The organism is Enhydrobacter sp. (assembly GCA_025808875.1).
GTDB lineage: Bacteria > Pseudomonadota > Alphaproteobacteria > Reyranellales > Reyranellaceae > Reyranella.
In genome coordinates this window covers 4,681,542-4,698,000 of record CP075528.1, presented here as the reverse complement: position 1 = coordinate 4,698,000, position 16,459 = coordinate 4,681,542, and the positions used below count along the sequence as shown (strand labels likewise).

18 protein-coding genes are annotated in these 16,459 nt (G+C 67.1%); 8 read left to right on the top strand and 10 right to left on the bottom strand.

Features of this window, described 5'->3' with window-relative positions; genetic code table 11:
* Position 1 precedes the first annotated feature (1 nt).
* Positions 2 to 790, top strand: coding sequence for an enoyl-CoA hydratase/isomerase family protein (locus KIT25_23365; GenBank protein UYN94919.1), 789 nt, complete (start codon positions 2 to 4; stop codon positions 788 to 790).
* On the opposite strand, the gene cysK is transcribed toward KIT25_23365, so the two are convergent.
* Genes cysK through hemE form a run of 7 tightly spaced genes read right to left on the bottom strand, consistent with a single transcriptional unit; the run spans position 787 to position 6,489 of the window.
* On the bottom strand, positions 787 to 1,758 hold the full coding sequence (gene cysK, locus KIT25_23360) for a cysteine synthase A (protein UYN94918.1): 972 nt from the start codon (positions 1,756 to 1,758) through the stop codon (positions 787 to 789). The two genes, KIT25_23365 and cysK, sit on opposite strands and share 4 nt — an antisense overlap.
* 34 nt (positions 1,759 to 1,792) lie before the next feature.
* A complete protein-coding gene (locus tag KIT25_23355; protein ID UYN94917.1) occupies positions 1,793 to 2,926 on the bottom strand; it encodes an acyl-CoA--6-aminopenicillanic acid acyltransferase in 1,134 nt (377 codons plus the stop codon).
* The gene (locus KIT25_23350) at positions 2,923 to 3,537 is read right to left on the bottom strand and encodes an aldehyde dehydrogenase (protein ID UYN94916.1); all 615 of its coding nucleotides are present in this window, start codon (positions 3,535 to 3,537) and stop codon (positions 2,923 to 2,925) included. Before KIT25_23350 ends, KIT25_23355 begins: the two co-directional genes overlap by 4 nt.
* A gap of 16 nt (positions 3,538 to 3,553) precedes the next feature.
* Positions 3,554 to 4,087, bottom strand: a complete 534-nt coding sequence (locus tag KIT25_23345; protein ID UYN94915.1) for a phosphonopyruvate decarboxylase — start codon at positions 4,085 to 4,087, stop codon at positions 3,554 to 3,556.
* Positions 4,088 to 4,097: 10 nt separating this feature from the next.
* Positions 4,098 to 4,523 (bottom strand): protoporphyrinogen oxidase HemJ, encoded by a 426-nt coding sequence (gene hemJ / locus KIT25_23340; GenBank protein ID UYN94914.1) that lies wholly within the window; start codon positions 4,521 to 4,523, stop codon positions 4,098 to 4,100.
* On the bottom strand, positions 4,523 to 5,467 hold the full coding sequence (gene hemH / locus KIT25_23335) for a ferrochelatase (GenBank protein ID UYN98041.1): 945 nt from the start codon (positions 5,465 to 5,467) through the stop codon (positions 4,523 to 4,525). The genes hemJ and hemH overlap by 1 nt, the downstream gene beginning before the upstream one ends.
* Positions 5,452 to 6,489 carry a uroporphyrinogen decarboxylase gene (hemE, locus tag KIT25_23330; GenBank protein UYN94913.1) on the bottom strand — a complete coding sequence of 346 codons (1,038 nt, stop codon included), beginning with the start codon at positions 6,487 to 6,489 and terminating at the stop codon, positions 5,452 to 5,454. Before hemE ends, hemH begins: the two co-directional genes overlap by 16 nt.
* Before the next feature lie 322 nt (positions 6,490 to 6,811).
* Here hemE and KIT25_23325 point away from each other — a divergent pair, with 322 nt between their 5' ends.
* Positions 6,812 to 7,663: a kinase/pyrophosphorylase gene (locus KIT25_23325; GenBank protein UYN94912.1), complete on the top strand. Its 852-nt coding sequence runs from the start codon at positions 6,812 to 6,814 to the stop codon at positions 7,661 to 7,663.
* 12 nt (positions 7,664 to 7,675) lie between these two features.
* Positions 7,676 to 8,086 (top strand): hypothetical protein, encoded by a 411-nt coding sequence (locus KIT25_23320; GenBank protein UYN94911.1) that lies wholly within the window; start codon positions 7,676 to 7,678, stop codon positions 8,084 to 8,086.
* 28 nt (positions 8,087 to 8,114) lie between these two features.
* On the opposite strand, the gene KIT25_23315 is transcribed toward KIT25_23320, so the two are convergent.
* Positions 8,115 to 10,907 carry a [protein-PII] uridylyltransferase gene (locus KIT25_23315; protein ID UYN94910.1) on the bottom strand — a complete coding sequence of 931 codons (2,793 nt, stop codon included), beginning with the start codon at positions 10,905 to 10,907 and terminating at the stop codon, positions 8,115 to 8,117.
* Positions 10,908 to 10,952: 45 nt separating this feature from the next.
* Here KIT25_23315 and KIT25_23310 point away from each other — a divergent pair, with 45 nt between their 5' ends.
* From KIT25_23310 to mnmE, 3 genes are read left to right on the top strand one after another with little or no spacing between them, the layout of a single operon-like run.
* A complete protein-coding gene (locus KIT25_23310; protein ID UYN94909.1) occupies positions 10,953 to 11,846 on the top strand; it encodes a sugar ABC transporter substrate-binding protein in 894 nt (297 codons plus the stop codon).
* Positions 11,843 to 12,169, top strand: coding sequence for a helix-hairpin-helix domain-containing protein (locus KIT25_23305; protein UYN94908.1), 327 nt, complete (start codon positions 11,843 to 11,845; stop codon positions 12,167 to 12,169). The genes KIT25_23310 and KIT25_23305 overlap by 4 nt, the downstream gene beginning before the upstream one ends.
* Positions 12,169 to 13,545 carry a tRNA uridine-5-carboxymethylaminomethyl(34) synthesis GTPase MnmE gene (gene mnmE, locus KIT25_23300; GenBank protein UYN94907.1) on the top strand — a complete coding sequence of 459 codons (1,377 nt, stop codon included), beginning with the start codon at positions 12,169 to 12,171 and terminating at the stop codon, positions 13,543 to 13,545. The genes KIT25_23305 and mnmE overlap by 1 nt, the downstream gene beginning before the upstream one ends.
* 69 nt (positions 13,546 to 13,614) lie before the next feature.
* Here mnmE and KIT25_23295 read toward each other — a convergent pair whose 3' ends face one another.
* Positions 13,615 to 14,232, bottom strand: coding sequence for a hypothetical protein (locus tag KIT25_23295; GenBank protein ID UYN94906.1), 618 nt, complete (start codon positions 14,230 to 14,232; stop codon positions 13,615 to 13,617).
* Between the two features lie 2 nt (positions 14,233 to 14,234).
* Here KIT25_23295 and KIT25_23290 point away from each other — a divergent pair, with 2 nt between their 5' ends.
* Positions 14,235 to 15,236: a hypothetical protein gene (locus KIT25_23290; GenBank protein UYN94905.1), complete on the top strand. Its 1,002-nt coding sequence runs from the start codon at positions 14,235 to 14,237 to the stop codon at positions 15,234 to 15,236.
* 86 nt (positions 15,237 to 15,322) lie between these two features.
* On the opposite strand, the gene KIT25_23285 is transcribed toward KIT25_23290, so the two are convergent.
* Positions 15,323 to 15,484, bottom strand: a complete 162-nt coding sequence (locus KIT25_23285; GenBank protein ID UYN94904.1) for a hypothetical protein — start codon at positions 15,482 to 15,484, stop codon at positions 15,323 to 15,325.
* 345 nt (positions 15,485 to 15,829) lie between these two features.
* Here KIT25_23285 and KIT25_23280 point away from each other — a divergent pair, with 345 nt between their 5' ends.
* Positions 15,830 to 16,444 carry a histidine phosphatase family protein gene (locus tag KIT25_23280; protein ID UYN94903.1) on the top strand — a complete coding sequence of 205 codons (615 nt, stop codon included), beginning with the start codon at positions 15,830 to 15,832 and terminating at the stop codon, positions 16,442 to 16,444.
* Positions 16,445 to 16,459: the final 15 nt, after the last annotated feature.

The window sequence follows — 16,459 nt, the reverse complement described above, 5'->3', positions numbered from 1 at the left end:
GGTGAACGACACCGTCCTGTGGGAGATCGACCGGCGCGGCGTCGCCTCGGTCACGCTCAACCGGCCGCAGGTCAACAACGCCTACAACGGTGACCTCATCGCCGGCCTGCATGTGGCAATGGATGCGCTGGGCCGCGAACGCAATTTGCGGATCGTCGTGCTGCGCGGGCGCGGCAGGCACTTCCAGGCCGGCGCCGATCTCGCCTGGATCAGCGCCGTCGCCAAGCAGTCGCCGCAGGAGAACGAGGCGGTGAGCCGGCTGACGGCCGAGGCGATCCGCCGTCTCGACACCTGTCCGGTGCCGACACTGGCCCTGATCCAGGGCGGCTGCTTCGGCGGCGGCACCGGCATCGCGGCGGCCTGCGACGTCGTGGTGGCGAGCGAGGACGCGATCTTCTCCATCGCCGAGACGCGCTGGGGCCTGATGGCCGGCATCATCCTGCCGCAGCTCTGCCAGGCGATGGGCCTGCGCCAGGCGCGGCGCTATGCGCTGACCGGCGAGCGCTTCGGCGCCGAGGAAGCGCGACGGCTGGGGCTGGTGCACGAGGTCTGCCCGACCGGCGGCCTCGAGGAAGCCGGCACCAAGATCGTCGAGGCGGTGCTGATGAACGCGCCGCGCGCCACGACGGCGACCAAGCTGCGCTCGCTTGCGTCGGCACGCGCCTTCGTCGATGACGGCGAGCTGCGCGACCTGATCGACGAGCACGCCCGCACGCGCCAGCAGGACGAGGCGACCGAGGGCCTGGCGAGCTTCAGGGAGAAGCGGAAGCCCGGCTGGTATCCGGGCTAATCGAGGCCCTCGAACAGCGCCGTCGAGAGATAGCGCTCGGCGAAATCGGGCACGATCACGATCACACGCTTGCCGGCGTTCTCCGGCCGCGCTCCGACCGCCAGCGCAGCCGCAATCGCCGCGCCGCCGGAAATGCCGATGGGAATGCCTTCCATCGCGGCCATGTCGCGGGCGTTCCTGAAGGCGTCGGCATTGGCCACCTTGACCACCTCGTCGATCACCTTGCGGTCGAGGACGTCGGGCACGAAGCCCGCGCCGATGCCCTGGATGGGATGCGGCGAGTGCTGTCCGCCCGAGAGCACGGGGCTCGCTTCGGGCTCGACGGCGACGACCCTGGCCGACGGCAGGCGCTGCTTCAGGACGTGGCCGACGCCGGTGACCGTGCCGCCGGTGCCGACGCCGGCCACGAAGACATCGAGCTTGCCGCCAGTATCCTTCAGGATCTCCTCGGCCGTGGTGCGCACGTGCACGGCCGGGTTGGCCGGATTCTGGAACTGCTGCGGCATGAAGCTGTCGGGCACTTCCTTCAGGAGTTCCTCGGCGCGCGCGATCGAGCCCTTCATGCCTTTCTCGCGCGGCGTGAGTTCCAGCCGCGCGCCCAGGAAGCGCAGCATCTTGCGTCGCTCGATCGACATCGAATCGGGCATCGTGAAGATCACCTTGTAGCCGCGCGCGGCGGCGACGAAGGCGAGCCCGATGCCGGTATTGCCCGACGTCGGCTCGATGATCGTCGAGACGCCGGGCTTGATCTTGCCGGCCTTCTCGGCGGCATCGATCATCGCCACGCCGATGCGATCCTTGACCGACGACATCGGATTGAAGAATTCGAGCTTGGCGAGGATTTCGGCCTTGATGCCGTCGCGCGCCGGCAGGCGGTTGAGGCGCACGAGCGGCGTGGCGCCCATGGTCTCGGTGATGTCGCCGTAGATGCGGCCGCGGAACTCGGCGGCCGGACTCTCCTTGGGCATCACCACTCCTCTTCTCGACGACCGTCTTCCACCGTCACTCCGCCGCCTGCCTTTGCGCGCTGCGGTCCGGTGTCAGGCTGTAGGTCGTGAACTGGCGGTTGAGCGCCGGCATCGGGCAGGCCTCGAGATGGCCCTCGCCCGGCCGCATCAGGATCATCGCCGTCGTCGCGACCATCGCGCCGCGATTGTTGGGGCGCGGCGGGCGGCACACCGACCACGGCGAAGCGTAGTCGTCGAAGAAGGCCTGCCGCAGGTCTTCCAGCGTGAGCTTGCCGCGCGCGGACGAAAGCCGGTTGCGCACGCGCTTGTCGCGATAGATCGAGCAGGGCGTCTCGGCAAGACCGGTATCCGTCACCTTGGCCCGCGCGACGTCGGAGATCCAGTGATTGGCGTGCACGTAGAGACCGCGATCGGGCGCCAGCCAGAAGGTCTCGTCGGGCGCGCATTCGAAGCCGAAGGCCTCGCCCCCGCAATGGCTCACCGCCATGTGGTTCGAACCGAGTCGGGGCGTCGAGAAGACGGTGCGCACCGCCTCGGCGAGGTAGCCGCTCTCCAGCACCTTGCGGCGGATGAAGGGCAACGGCACGCCCGGGCCGCGCCGATAGTCGCGGTCGCATTCGAGCGCGTTCGCCGTCAAGCCGATGCCGGCCGAATTGAGGCCCGAGCGCGCCAATCCTCCCGCCTCGGTGAAGGTCAGGATGTCCGGCCCGTCGTCGCGGCGGATGCGCAGCACCACGCCCGTCTCGGCGCATTCGGCACGCCAGTCCCAGTTCTGGCCGTGCAGCAGCACGCCGTCGGCGCTCGCCTCGGGCAGCGCCAGCGCCGCGGTGCAGCCGTCGGGAGTCGAACGCTCGGCCTCCTTGCGGGCACCGACCACCATCTCGGTGCGCGCGTTCATCAGCACCACGCCGGCGAACGGCTCGCCCGATCCCTCGGCGATGCCGCGCATCTCCTCGACGTAGGCCGGATCGAACGTCTCGATCATCGGCACCATGGCGTCGGCCCGGCGCTCCAGTTCTCTCCAATCGACACCGTTCTTCAGAAGCGACTCGGCATACATCTTGATGCCGCGCCCGATGCGCCCGGGGACCGCCTTGCCATGGCTGCGCCCGCGCTCGCGCGGACCGCCCCGGAGGTCGATCAGGGGAAAGGGCGCATAGGCGGTCATGGGTGCCCCAGCAGTGCCTGGCGGAAACGGTCCTTGAGATGGGCGCCGTCCTGCGGCGGCATGACGAACTCGAGCTTCTCGACCATCACCTTGACGAGCCGGAAGACCGGCCCCTTTGCGGTGCGGACGTCGCCGACGAGCCGCGCCACCTCGCCGGCCTCGCGCACGGTGGCGCTGTCGGCGATGCCGCAGCCCCTGGCGATCATGGCGAGGTCGGCGCCGGCGCCCGAGTCGGTCGGGCCGGCGTTGCGCGGGCTGGTGTGGGTCGCCTGATTGCCGGTTTCGCCGAACTTCTCGTTGTCGAGCACGACGATGGCGAGATTGTCCGGCTGCTGCGACGCCACGGTGGCGAGCGAGCCCAGGCTCATCAGCATGTCGCCGTCGCCGGTGATCACCAGCACGCGTTTCTTGGGCTGCGCCATGGCGAGGCCGAGGCCCATCGGCACCGGCGCACCCATCGAGCCCCACAGCGGCATGTTGAGCGGCCGGTCGCCCGCGTCCGTGACGTCCCAGTTCGACGAACCGAGGCCGGCGATCACCAGCAGATCGTCGTCGGCGCCCTCGAGGATTTTCTTGACCAGCGGCCGGCGCTGCAAGGTTGCCTTGTTCATCCTGCTTCTTCCCGCGCTATTTCTTTCCGAACGCCTTGATGCCGAGCAGCTTCTGGCGCAGCAGCACGGCGACCGCCTGACCGCCGTTGAAGGCCGAGCGTGCGGCGGCGTCGACGGTCGCCTTCACCTCGTCGGGCCTGTCGACCGAATAGAGCAGCACGCCCATCGCCTCGAGCACCCTGGGCGTCGCCTGCCCCATGGGGTACTGCCAGGAATTGAACTCGCCATAGTCGCCGCGCATGGTGATCAGGGTCAGGAACGGAAAGCGCAGCGTCCTGGTCATGCCCATCAGGTTGATGGTGTTGCCGACGCCCGAGCTCTGCATCAGCAGCACCGCGCGCTGGCCGCCCAGCCACGCGCCGGCGGCGAGCGGAATGCCCTCCTCTTCGGTGGTCAGCGCCAGGGTGCGGATCGAGTTCGACTTCTGGCAGAGCTCGATCAGCCGGGAATGGCCGGCGTCGGGCACATGGAAGACCTGCCTGATGTCGTGATCCTGGAAGACCTCGAAGATCTGGTCCTTCCACTCGGCGGTTTTCAGCTCGACGTTCATTGGCCTTCCACTAGAACGGTTTCAGCACCACGAGGAACACGATAGCGATCATGAGCACGGTCGGCACCTCGTTCCACCAGCGATAATAGTTGGCTGGTCTGGCGTTTCGGTCTGCCTCGAAATCCTTGCGCCATCGGCCGTAGAGGTGATGGACGGCGGTGAGGCCGATCGCCAGGCCGAACTTCGCCTGCCACCAGCCGACATGCCACCATTCGCCCTGCCAGGCGAGCGCCAGGCCGAAGATCCAGACCAGGATCATCGCCGGGTTCATGATGCCGCGCAGCAGCCGGCGCTCCATCACCTTGAAGGTCTCGCTCTGGACCGAGCCCTTCTCGGCATCGGCGTGGTAGACGAAGAGCCGGGGCAGGTAGAGCAGGCCCGCCATCCAGGCGATGACGGCGACGACGTGCAACGCCTTCAGGATCTCGTAGGCCATCAGGCCGCCCGCACCAGATCGGCGAGGCCGCGGATGAATGCCGGATGCGTGCCGACCGTGGGCACGCGGACATATGTCGTCACGCCGGCCTGCTCGGCGAGATGCCGATACTCGATGTCGAGCTCGACCAGTGTTTCCGAATGTTCCGACACGAACGACAGGGGATAGAGCACGACCCCGACCTTGTCCCGCCCGGCGCGGCGAATTTCATCGTCGGTCGACGGCCCGATCCATTTCAGCGGCCCGACGCGGCTTTGATAGCACACGACATGGTCCACGCCGCCGAGACCGGCAACGATGGCCTGCGCCGTCTCCTCGACCTGCTTCTGGTAGGGATCGCCCGCCCTGATCACCTTCTCCGGAAGCCCGTGGGCGGAGAACAGCACGCGCCGCGGGCCGCTCCCCGCTGCTGCCAGACCCTGTTTCACGAGGTCGACCGAGGCGGCGATGAAACCGGCATCCGTCGGATAGGACCGAATCTCGCGCGTCGTCGCGTCGAGGCGACCGATCGAGGCCTTCCACGCGGCGAAGGACGACGCGGTGGTCGTGGTCGAGAATTGCGGGTAGAGCGGCAACAAGACGATGCGGTCGGGCGCGAACTGGCGGACCTGCTGCACGACCTCGTCGGTCATCGGATGCCAGTACCGCATGCAGACGAACGCCCGCCATCGATGGTCGCGGCCCAGCGCCTCCTCGAGCGCGCGGGCCTGGGCCTCGGTCTGGCCGAGGATCGGCGAACCTCCGCCGATCTGCGCGTAGATCTTCCTCGCTTTCGGCGTCCGGCGCCAGGCGATGAACCGTGCCAGCGGCAGGCGTATCCATGCCGGCAACCCGAGAATGGCGGGATCACTGAACAGATTGCGCAGGAACGGCCGAACCGCATCGAGAGAATCCGGCCCGCCGAGGTTGAACAGAACGACGGCGACCTTCACGACGGCATCCAGGACCGCACGGTCTCGACCAGCTGCGCGACATGGTCTGGCGGCGTCTCGGGCACGACGCCATGACCGAGATTGAACACGAAGGAACCGTGACCGAGCTTGTCGAGGATACGCCTGGCCTCGCGCTCGAGAGCCGATCCGCCGACGACCAGCATCTGCGGATCGAGATTGCCCTGGATGCAGATGTGCGGCTGCAATTCCTTCGCTGCCCAGTGGGCGCCGATACCGGTGTCGATCGACAGCGCGGTGAAGGCATCGGGTCGGCGGTACATCAGCGCGGCGGGCCCCACTCCCCGGGGAAAGGCGATGATCGGCACCTTGGGATGACGCGCCCTCAGACCGTGAGCGATTCGCACCATTGGCTCCAGCGACCAGCCGAAGAGCTGCTCTTCCGGTAGCACACCCGCCCAGGAATCGAAGAGCTGCACGGCGTCGGCGCCCGCCTCGACCTGGAGCGCAAGATGATCGACGACTGCATCGACCAACAGGTCGATCAGAAGACCGAACGAATCGGGATGCCGATAGGCCCAGCCCTTGGTCCGGGCAAAGTCGCGGCTGCCACCTCCTTCGATCATGTAGCAGGCGAGGGTAAACGGTGCGCCGGCGAAGCCCAGCAGCGCGGTCTCCGTCGGCAGAGCCTTCCGGACCTCGCGAATCGCGCGGTAGACGGGATCGAGATGCTCCGGCAGCCGGCCACGTGACAGTTTGCCGAACTGGACCGGGTCGGTCAGCGCCTCGAGCTTCGGTCCCTCTCCCTCGGCGAACCACACTTTCTGGCCCAGCGCATCCGGCACGACCAGGATGTCGGAGAAGATGATCGCCGCATCCAGAGCGAAACGGCGAATGGGCTGCAAGGTGACCTCGACGGCCTTGTCGGGCGTATAGCAGAATTCGAGAAAGGACCGGGTCGTCGCACGGATGGCGCGGTATTCCGGCAGATAGCGTCCAGCCTGCCGCATCAGCCAGATCGGCGGCGTCGGAAATCGTGTCCCCGCTAGCGTTGTCAGGAACTTGCCGGTCGTCACTCTCTTTCCCTCATGCTTTCCTCTTACTCTTTCATAAAAGGTTGTAGGAGTCGTAGAGGGTGCGGAACGTGGGGATGCGCCCAATTAGACGTTCCTCCCCAATCCCTTGTGGATCGGAGGAGTGCGATTCTTGGGCCTTGTATACGGCTGTTCGCGATTCGCAGACCATTCCGCCGGGCTTTTCCAGAGCGGACAGGACTCTGGACGGCAGTGGCGAGTCGGGTCTCGTTCGGTCGACGGGAGCGTCGGAAGCGGTATTGTCCCCGCGTTGCCCGCGGATCGCCGCCATTTCTCCCCCGCGGGCTGTGGGGTAAGTTGAGGCGTGGCCAATCGCAATTTTCATATTCATCTCGTCTCGGATTCGACCGGCGAGACCGTGCAGAGCGTGGCACGTGCCTGTCTCGTGCAATACGAGGGCGTCTTCGTGCAGGAGCACGTCTGGTCGCTGGTTCGCACCAAGGGGCAGATGGAAAAAGTCATGCAGGCGGTCGAGCGCGACCGCGGGCCCGTCCTCTACACCCTGGTCGACCCCGAATTGCGCGACCTGGTGCGCGATCATTGCCGCCGGCTGCAGCTTCCCTGCGTCGGCGTGCTCGATCAGGTCATGAGCGTGCTGGCCGTCCATTTTCATTCCAAGAGCGAGCAATGGCCGGGCCGTCAGCACCAGCTCGACGAAGGCTACTTCGACCGCATCGACGCGATGCACTATACGCTGGCGCACGACGACGGCCAGTCGACCCACGATCTCGAGGACGCCGACGTTGTCCTCGTCGGACCTTCCCGCACGTCGAAGACGCCGACCTGCGTCTATCTCGCCAACCGCGGCGTGCGCGCGGCCAATGTTCCGCTGGTGCCGGCGGTACCGCCGCCGTCCGAGCTCGAAGCCGCGAAGCGGCCCCTGATCGTCGGGTTGATCACCGATCCGGAACGCCTGGTCCAGATCCGAGTCAATCGGCTGCGGCTCCTGCAACAGGACACCGAAACCGAATACACCGACATGGAACGCGTGCAGGGCGAGATCCAGGAAGCGCGTCGTCTCTATGCGCGGCGCAAATGGGCCACCATCGACGTCACGCGCCGCTCGATCGAGGAAACGGCGGCGACCATTCTGCAGATGTTGGCGACGCGCCGGGAGCAGAGACTTCAGGCCGGGGAGGCGTCCCCGCAGGGCTGAGGGAGGGAAGCGATGCTCGTTCGTTGGTTGGTCGGAGTTCTCGTCGTGCTGTCGCCCGCGACCGGTCTTGCGATGGACCGCATCGAGATCACGCGGGGCGCCGACGACATCGTCTACGGCAATTGCGTGCCGAGCCTCGATGTCGAAAACAATACCCTCGACATCATCGACTACCTCCAGGTCGATCTGGTGCTCGCCTTGCGCGACGGGCGGGAACGTCTGGTCGAGCTGAGGTCGGCCTATCGCGACGGCATTCTCCATCCGATCGGGGCTGGCGGTCGGGCAACGCTGCGCCAGCATCTCGACATGTCGAGGGCCCTGGGTGTGTCCTGCAGTGACGTGACGGCGCGCCGTGTCGTGCGAATGGTGTGCGAAGCGGAAGGCGGAAAGTCGTGCGTGACGTCGATGTCGGTCCGGCCGTGAACGCCGGCTGCGAATAAGGCCGCGGCGCCTACTCCGCCGCCTTGGGCAACGGCTCGAAGCGGGCGTCGAAGTCGCGGATCGACTGCTCGACCGTCTCGGTGACCTGCTTGAGCTTGGCCTGGCTCAGCACCTTGAGGCCGAACAGATCCTTCACGTAGAACACGTCGACGGCGCGCTCGCCGTAGGTCGTGATGTGCGCCGAGGCGATCTGCAGGTTGAGCCGCGTCAGCGCGCGCGTGACGACGTGCAGGAAGCCCGGCCGGTCGCGGCCGTTGACCTCGATCACGGTGAAGGTGTCGGACGCGTTGTTGTCGACCAGAACGCGCGGCTGCACGGTGAAGACGCGATCGCTCCTGGGCCACTGGCTCTTCTGGCTGTCGAGCTCGCGGGCGATGTCGAGGCGGTTGGACAGCGAGAGCTCGACCCGGGCGGCCAGCCGCGCCAGGCGCTGCGGGCCGTCGAACGGCTTGCCCTCGAGATCCTGCAGCGAGAACGTGTCGAGCGCCATGCCGTTGGCGAGGGTGAAGATCTTGGCGTCGACGATGTTGGCGCCGCTGATCGCCATGGCGCCGGCGAGCCGGGCGAACAGGCCGTGCGTGTCGAGCGTGTAGATCGTGACGTCGGTCACCGAGCGCTGGACATCGACGCGATGCTCGATGGCGAGCGGCTGGTGGTCGCGCTCGGCGCGCCGCACCAGCTCGGCCTGGCGCGCCAGCGTGTCGGGATCGAACGACAGCCAATACGGGGCATAGCCGCGCGAGAAATGCTCTTCCTTTTCGACCTCGGTCCAGCCGGCGAGTCTCCTGGCGACCTCGGCCTGCACCGCCTTGACCCGCTCCTGGCGCGCGCCGGCCAGCGTGCCGCCCGACAGCACCTGCTCCGCCGCGTAGTAGAGCTGACGCAGCAAGGCCGCCTTCCAGCCGTTCCACACGTTGGGACCGACGGCGCGGATGTCGCACACCGTCAGGACCAGCAGGAGACGCAGCCGCTCGGGCGACTGCACCAGGGCGGCGAAGCTTTCGATGGTCTTGGGGTCCATGAGATCGCGCTGGAAGGCCGTCGCCGACATGGCGAGGTGATAGCGCACCAGCCACGCCACGGTTTCGGTTTCGGCCGCGCTGAGGCCGAGCCGCGGGCCGAGCTGCAGGGCGACGTCGGCGCCGAGCACCGAGTGGTCGCCGCCGCGGCCCTTGGCGATGTCGTGCAGCAGCACGGCGAGATAGAGGGCCGGCCGCGACAGGATCTTGTGCACCACGTCGGAGGCGAGCGGGTGGTCTTCCTTCAGCTCGCCCGATTCGATGCGCGCCAGGATGCCGATGGCGCGGATCGTGTGCTCGTCGACCGTGTAGGTGTGATACATGTCGTGCTGCGTCTGCGCCACGACACGGCCGAAGTCGGGCACGAAGCGGCCGAACACGCCGGCCTCGTTGAGACGTCGCAGCGTCGTCTCCGGATCGTGCCGCGAGGTCAGCATCTCCATGAACAGGCGGTTGGCCTCGGGGTCGGAACGCAAGCGGTCGACCAGGCGGATGTGCTGGGTGATGAGCCTGAGACTCGCCGGATGGATGTCGAGCCCGTTCTGCTGCGCCACATGAAAGAGCCGCAGGATCGCCACGGGATCCTTCTCGAACTGGTCGGGCTGGGCGACGCCGAGCCGTTCGCCGTCGAGTCGGAAGCCGCCGAGCTGGCGCGGCCTGAGCGTCTGCCACAGCGCGGCGAGCTTGGGCTTGCGCCGGCGGCTGTCCTCCAGCGCGGCGACGAAGATGCGTGTGAGGTCGCCGACCGTCTTGGCATGAAGATAGTAGTGCTTCATGAAGCGCTCGACGCCGCGGCTGCCCGGCCGATCCTGGTAGAGCAGGCGCGTGGCGATCTCGCGCTGCAGGTCGAACGACACGCGATCGTCGGTGCGGCCGGTCAGGTAGTGGATGTGGCAGCGCACCGTCGAGAGGAATCGCTCGGCCCTCTCGAAGTGACGCGCCTCCTCGCGCGTCAGCACGCCCTTGGCGACCAGCTCGCCGGGCTCGGTGACGCGGTAGAGATACTTGGCGATCCAGAACAGCAGGTGCAGGTCGCGCAGCCCGCCCTTGCCCTCCTTGACGTTGGGCTCGACGACATAGCGTGAGTCGCCCATGCGCTGATGGCGCTGGTCGCGCTCGGTGAGCTTGGCCTCGACGAAGTCGCGCCCGTCGCCGGCGAGGAAGCGCTGGGCGAAGCCGCGCACGAGCTCGTCGAACAGCTCGCGATCGCCCCACAGGTAGCGCGCCTCGAGCAGCGCCGTGCGGATCGTGTGGTCGCGCTCGCCGTAGCGCAGGCTCTCGTCGACCGTGCGGGTGGCGTGGCCGACCTTCAGCCCGAGATCCCACAAGAGGTAGAGCATGAACTCGACGATCTGCTCGCCCCTTGGCGTCTGCTTGTAGGGGCGCAGGAACAGCAGGTCGATGTCGGAGAGCGGCGCCAGCTCGCCGCGGCCGAAGCCACCCGTCGCCACCACGCTCAGGCGCTCGGCCGCGCTGGGGTTGGCCGCGGGATAGGCGCGCTGGTCGGCGAAATCGAAGATGACCCGCACGATCTGGTCCATCAGGAACGAGGTGGCCGCCAGCACCGCCGGCCCGTCGTTGCGCAGCGGGCCGGGCTCCTCGAAGCGGCGGCGGATCTCGGCCCGGCCCTTGGCCAGGGCGACGCGCAGCAGGGCGAGCACCTGCGGCCGGGGAATATCCGAGCCGGCCGGCCGGTCCTCGACCAGCGCGGCCAAGGCCTCCTCCAGCGCGCGCCGCCTTATGACGGCGCGGCGTTCGGGAATTCGGTCGTAGGCTTTGGCCATCGAGGGGCGATACTACAGCCGGAGACGCCGGTAAAATAGGAAGCCATGCCCCAGCCGACCACCATTGCCGTCTTCACCAAGAACCGGGTCAATCCCGCCTACGTCGCGGCCCGGCTGGCCGCCGACCGGGTGGCGGCGGAGGCGGGCGCGCGGACCGTGCACTATGTCCCCGAGACGCCCGACGACGTCGGCCAGCAGAAGGCCCTGGTCAGGCAGGCCCTGGCCGACAAGGTCGACGCCGTCCTGCTCAACCCGGCCGACGACGTGGCGCTGCAGGACGATCTCGCCGCCCTGGCGATGGCCGGCATCCCGGTGGCGCTGTTCATCAACCGCATGAAGGGCAAGGCGGTTACCTTCGTTGGCGCCGACGACCACGCCATCGGGGCGCGGGCGGCGACGGCCCTCATCGAGGGGCTGGGTGGCGAGGGCCGCATCGTCGGGCTCGAGGGCAAGCCGTCGGTGCCGACCAGCCGGGCGCGCGTGCAGGGGCTGCGCGATGCGCTCGCCAAGGTCCCCGGGGTCGAGCTTCTCGACCTCGCGGTCGGCGATCTGTTGCAGGTGCCGGCCCGGTCGGCCATGGCCGCGCTGCTGGCCCGGCACGACCGGATCGACGGCGTGTGGGCGGCCAACGACCTGATGGCCTTGGGTGCGCTCGACGCAATGGCCGATGTCGGCCGCACGGCGAAGGTGGTCGGCATCAACGCCCTGCCCGCCGCCATCGACTGCATCGAGCGCGGCACGATGCTGGCGAGCGTGGATTTCAGCGCCTTCACCATCGCCGCGGTGGCGACCCGGGCGATGCTGCGCCATCTGCGCGGCGAGAGTGTGCCGGCCGAGATCATGACCCCGGCGGCGCTGGTCGACCGCACCAACTGCGCGGCATGGAAGCTGCCGTTCGAACGACGGCCGCTGCCGGTGTGGGAAGAGATCGTCGCATGAGGCTGTCGGGCGTCGCGCTGCTGGGCGCGGTCTTGACGCTCGGCGCCATCTCGGCGCACGGACAACCGGCGCGGCCGCCAGCGGGAACGGGCATCGATCTCAACAGCGCAAGCCGCGACGAGCTGATGGTGCTCGACGGTATCGGCGAGGTGCGCGCCGAGGCGATCATCCGCGCCCGCCCGTTCAAGGCGAAGGGCGAGCTGGTCGAGCGTCGCCTCATCCCCGAGGCGCTCTACGACAGGATCGCCGACAAGGTGACCGTGCGTGCCGCCGCGGCTCCCGCGCCGGCGCCCCCTCCGGCTCCCGCCCAGAAACGGCGCTGATGCCGGACGACACGATCTACGCGCTCGCCACGCCCGCGCCGTCGCGCGCGGCGCCGGGCGCGATCTCCGTGATCCGCCTCAGCGGCCCGCGCGCGGCCGATGCCCTGCTCTTCCTCACTGAGCCGCACGCCTTCCGGCGCGGCCATTCGGCGCGCGATCCCGCGCTGCCCGAGCCGCGCCACATGGCCTTGCGCACCGTGATCGATCCGATGACGGCCGAGGAGATCGATCGCGGCCTGGTCGTGTGGTTCGAGGCACCGCGCAGCGAGACCGGCGAGATGATGGCCGAGCTGCATCTGCACGGCGGGCGCGCAGTGGTGAACGGCGCGCTGGCGGCGATCCAGAAGCTCGGCTTCTGTCGCCTCGCCGAGCCGGGCGAGTTCACGCGCCGCGCCTTCGAGCACGGCAAGCTCGACCTCACCGAGGCCGAGGCGATCGCCGACCTGGTCGCCGCCGAGACCGACCAGCAGCGCAGGCAGGCGCTGCAGCAGATGGACGGCGCGCTGCACCGCCTCTACGAGGATTGGCGCACGCTCGGTTTGCGTGCGCTCGCGCATCTCGAGGCGGCCATCGATTTTCCCGACGAGGATCTGCCGCCTGGCCTCGGCGCCGAAGTGAGCCAAGGCATCCGCCGGCTGCAGGACGAGATCGCAGCCCACCTCGAGGACAAGCGCGGCGAGCGGCTGCGCGACGGGCTGCACATCGTCCTCATCGGCCCGCCCAACGCTGGCAAGTCGTCGCTGCTCAACCTTCTGGCGCGGCGCGAGGCGGCGATCGTGTCGGAGACCGCCGGCACGACGCGCGACGTGATCGAGGTGCATCTCGATCTCGGCGGCTGGCCGGTGGTGCTGGCCGACACGGCAGGCCTGCGCGAGTCGGTCGATGCGATCGAGCGGGAGGGCGTGCGCCGCGCCCGCGCCCGCGCCGCCGAGGCCGATCTGCGCCTGCTGGTTCTCGACGCGACCGGCGACTGGAAGAGCGAGAGGGCGACCCTCACCCGGGCGACCGAGCGCTGGGACGCCACGCACGACATCGTCGTCGCCAACAAGACCGATCTCGCGTCGATCGACGGCGTCGGTGTGGTCGCCCTCTCCGCCAGGACCGGCGCCGGACTGCCCGAGCTGCTGGCACGCATCGAGCGCTCGGCGGGCGGCCTGATGGAAGCGAGCGGCCCGCCGCCGCTCACCCGCGCCCGTCACCGCGAGGCGCTGATGGAAGCGCAGGCCGCGCTCGGCCGCGCCCTGCAGGCGCCGGAGATCGCCCTCGCCGCCGAAGATTTGCGGCTCGCCATGCGCGCCATCGGCCGCATCACCGGCACGGTGCGCATCGATGAATTGCTGGACGTGATCTTCCGCGACTTCTGCATCGGGAAGTAAGCGGCATTAGGTAGCAAACACACTTAAGACGATAGCCCCAAGCGGCGCGGGTCTCGGTGATGATGCAGATTAGGAATGGCGCGGTTGCTCGGCCTTCCACTTCTCCAGCCGCACAAGGCCCCAGTTAGAGCCATAGCGGCCGGCGGTTCGCTGCCACGACGTCAAAGGAGCGAGCATTTCCGGGGGGAAGTTTCTGGCGCGCAGTTCGTCGTTGCGCGCCTCGATGTCGACCAGCCGCTTGCAAGGCGGCTCGTTCTGTTCGATCAACAGACGCTCCGCTCTCAGTTCGCGCAAGGCCTCTTCGGTTCGTGGCGCTCTTTCAATCTTGGCGGCCAGTCCAATGAACCGCTTGCACAGTTCGTTATGGAGATCGTGCTTCTTGTCGGGCATCCAGACTATATCGAGGATCGCCCAAAGGCCGACGAATGCAGTGATGAACACCGCTAGAGATTGGAATTCAGCGACGACAACGAAAAATGCACTGCTGCCAGCGAGCACCGTCACGACACGAAATGCATTGCGCCACGCCCCGTAGAATACCGTCAGCTTCTCATGGTAGCGTCGGCATCTATGGGCCGCGAAATCCAGATCGTAGAAGCCGCCTTCTAGGTCTTCTCGTCTTCGTTCTTCCTTGGCGGCCTCGGTCGGTCCCAATCCGTCACGTTGTCCGGCTTCTTGCGTTCCCATACTTGGCCCTCTTCGATCTTCCGAATGGGTTCGCGCGGCTTTTCGGGCGGAATGTCCCTAGGCTTGCCTTGGTCCTTGTCTTTAGCCACCGCTCGCTTCCTCCCCGCTACTTGCGGGTGAAGCGGACAACGCTGATGCACGCGAGTCAAGCCGCCCCGGGTTGGGGGCCTGATTGTTTCAGGAAAAGGGACCTAAGCGGCTCGCTTTTTGCGGCCGAACACACGGCGACGGCGCTGCGGTTTTCCACCGATGCGCCGCAACTTACCCCTGCTCGTCGAGATATCCTTGAGCGAGGTCGGCGGGCCGGCAAACGCGCCTTGCAGCATCTTCTTGCGGAGCTGGTCGGTTTCGTCGGCGTCACGCCGTCGTGGCATGCTCGGGAGGATACCGTGACTGAGAACGTCAAGGCGAGGCGGCCGAGCATTCTGGACGCATCGCGCCCGAATTCCTTAAGGACGCTTCGGTCAGCCTTCCAAAAGAAGCTGGATGTTTCTGATTACGCCGACTTTTTCGATGAACTCCATGGCGAGTCCGATAGAGCTACCGTGATCTTGGCGGCAGCACATCTGGACGATCTGTTAATGTTTCGGATCGCCGACAGTCGACCATTTGACGTTTCATTCGAGCGCGACTTCCCATGGATCTTCCGCATGGACGGGCCAATGAGCAGTTTTTCGCGCCGGATGGAGATTGCCTGTCTGTTCAGTGCGATCGATGACGAGACCTATCAGCAACTCGATATCATCCGGGAGCTTAGGAACATCTGCGCACATACGCGCGATCCTGTGCGCTTCACAGACCAAGCGATCCACAACTACGCAATTCGGCTTTTCGAGCCGCCGATTGGGTTTTTGAGCAAGGATGCTGCAAGGACCAACCTCAAGACGGCGTTCATCATCGAAGCATTACTGATCGCCGTCGCGGTGTCTCACGGCTCCCGCGACGAAGCGCGGGCGTCGGTCAGCGAGGCCTACGCGATGGCCTCGGCTGAACTCACTCCATAGACAAGAACGCATCGCGGAGGTTCGGGTAGCCTGGGTGTGTTTGCTACCCAATGCTTGAAGTGAGTGGCATTAGGTAGCAAAGGCACCTAGCCGTCTTCTTCTCCCCAGGCGCCTTCCGAGTGCAGCCATTGCTCTGCATCACGCTGGGTATCGAAGTTTCGGCTTTCGTCGCCGAAATCTGACTCTATGACAGCTTCAAACTTACCATTCGGAAGTGGGCGGACACGCCCAACACGCACCGGCGACATTGTCAACTCCTGAACTGACGGCTTATCACTGACCCTAGACGTGGGCGCTCGTTCAGGGCGGGTCAAGGCAAGTATTCGCGCGCAATTGTCGGCGCGGGAGTCGCCACTTCCCCGGCCAAGTGCTGCGGTCGTAGGTCACGACGGGATCGCGTTGACGGCCGAGGCTGCTGCGTATGTCCTAGTGCGATTCACTCTGATATCTTGAGTGTATGGGAACAGGACAATCCTCAAGACACAAAGAGCGAGTTCGAGCGCCTGGCCGAGCTTGAGCGTCAGCTGCGCGAGCAGGTCCGCGTTCAGCGCGCGCGATAGGCTTTTGCGCGACGAGGTTCACCAGCGGAGTCCATGACCAGGATCATCCTCACCCGCCACGGCCATGTCGACGGCATCAAGCCCAAGCGCTTCCGCGGGCGCGCCGAGCTCGCGCTGACGGAGCTGGGGCAGCGCCAGGCCGATGCGGTGGCGGCGCGCATCGCCGCAACCTCGAAACCGGCCGCGGTCTACACGTCGGGCATGCAGCGCTGCGTCGCGACGGGCGCGAGGATCGCGGCCGCGTGCGGCGTCAGCGCGAGCGTGGTCGATGGCTTGATGGATCTCGACTACGGCAAGTGGCAGATGCGCGTGCAGGACGAGGTGAAGGCCGAGCAGCCCGAGCTCTATCGCCTATGGCACGTGGCGCCGCAGCTCATGCGCTTCCCGGATGGCGAATCGCTGCAGGATCTGGTGGCGCGCACGTCGGACGCTTTGCGCTTCGTGCTGGCGCGCCATCCGAAGGAGACCGTCGTGCTGGTCGGCCATGACAGCGTCAACCGCGCCCTGCTGCTGCAGCTCCTCGACCAGCCGCTGTCGGCCTACTGGAAGCTCGCCCAGGACCCGTGCTGCCTGAACGAGATCGAGGTCGAGGGCGACCGGGTCGAGGTCGGGCGGATCAACGACACGGCGGGGGTGCCCGCGACCTAGGATCCTTTGGACGAA

What these genes read in the sequence shown, in the direction of transcription:
- cysK (UYN94918.1), bottom strand. Translation starts at nt 1,758, where the DNA reads ATGCCCAAGGAGAGTCCGGCCGCCGAGTTCCGCGGCCGCATCTACGGC.
- KIT25_23355 (UYN94917.1), bottom strand. Translation starts at nt 2,926, where the DNA reads ATGACCGCCTATGCGCCCTTTCCCCTGATCGACCTCCGGGGCGGTCCG.
- KIT25_23350 (UYN94916.1), bottom strand. Translation starts at nt 3,537, where the DNA reads ATGAACAAGGCAACCTTGCAGCGCCGGCCGCTGGTCAAGAAAATCCTC.
- KIT25_23345 (UYN94915.1), bottom strand. Translation starts at nt 4,087, where the DNA reads ATGAACGTCGAGCTGAAAACCGCCGAGTGGAAGGACCAGATCTTCGAG.
- hemJ (UYN94914.1), bottom strand. Translation starts at nt 4,523, where the DNA reads ATGGCCTACGAGATCCTGAAGGCGTTGCACGTCGTCGCCGTCATCGCC.
- KIT25_23320 (UYN94911.1), top strand. Translation starts at nt 7,676, where the DNA reads ATGCTCGTTCGTTGGTTGGTCGGAGTTCTCGTCGTGCTGTCGCCCGCG.
- KIT25_23315 (UYN94910.1), bottom strand. Translation starts at nt 10,907, where the DNA reads ATGGCCAAAGCCTACGACCGAATTCCCGAACGCCGCGCCGTCATAAGG.
- KIT25_23310 (UYN94909.1), top strand. Translation starts at nt 10,953, where the DNA reads ATGCCCCAGCCGACCACCATTGCCGTCTTCACCAAGAACCGGGTCAAT.
- KIT25_23305 (UYN94908.1), top strand. Translation starts at nt 11,843, where the DNA reads ATGAGGCTGTCGGGCGTCGCGCTGCTGGGCGCGGTCTTGACGCTCGGC.
- mnmE (UYN94907.1), top strand. Translation starts at nt 12,169, where the DNA reads ATGCCGGACGACACGATCTACGCGCTCGCCACGCCCGCGCCGTCGCGC.
- KIT25_23295 (UYN94906.1), bottom strand. Translation starts at nt 14,232, where the DNA reads ATGGGAACGCAAGAAGCCGGACAACGTGACGGATTGGGACCGACCGAG.
- KIT25_23285 (UYN94904.1), bottom strand. Translation starts at nt 15,484, where the DNA reads ATGTCGCCGGTGCGTGTTGGGCGTGTCCGCCCACTTCCGAATGGTAAG.
- KIT25_23280 (UYN94903.1), top strand. Translation starts at nt 15,830, where the DNA reads ATGACCAGGATCATCCTCACCCGCCACGGCCATGTCGACGGCATCAAG.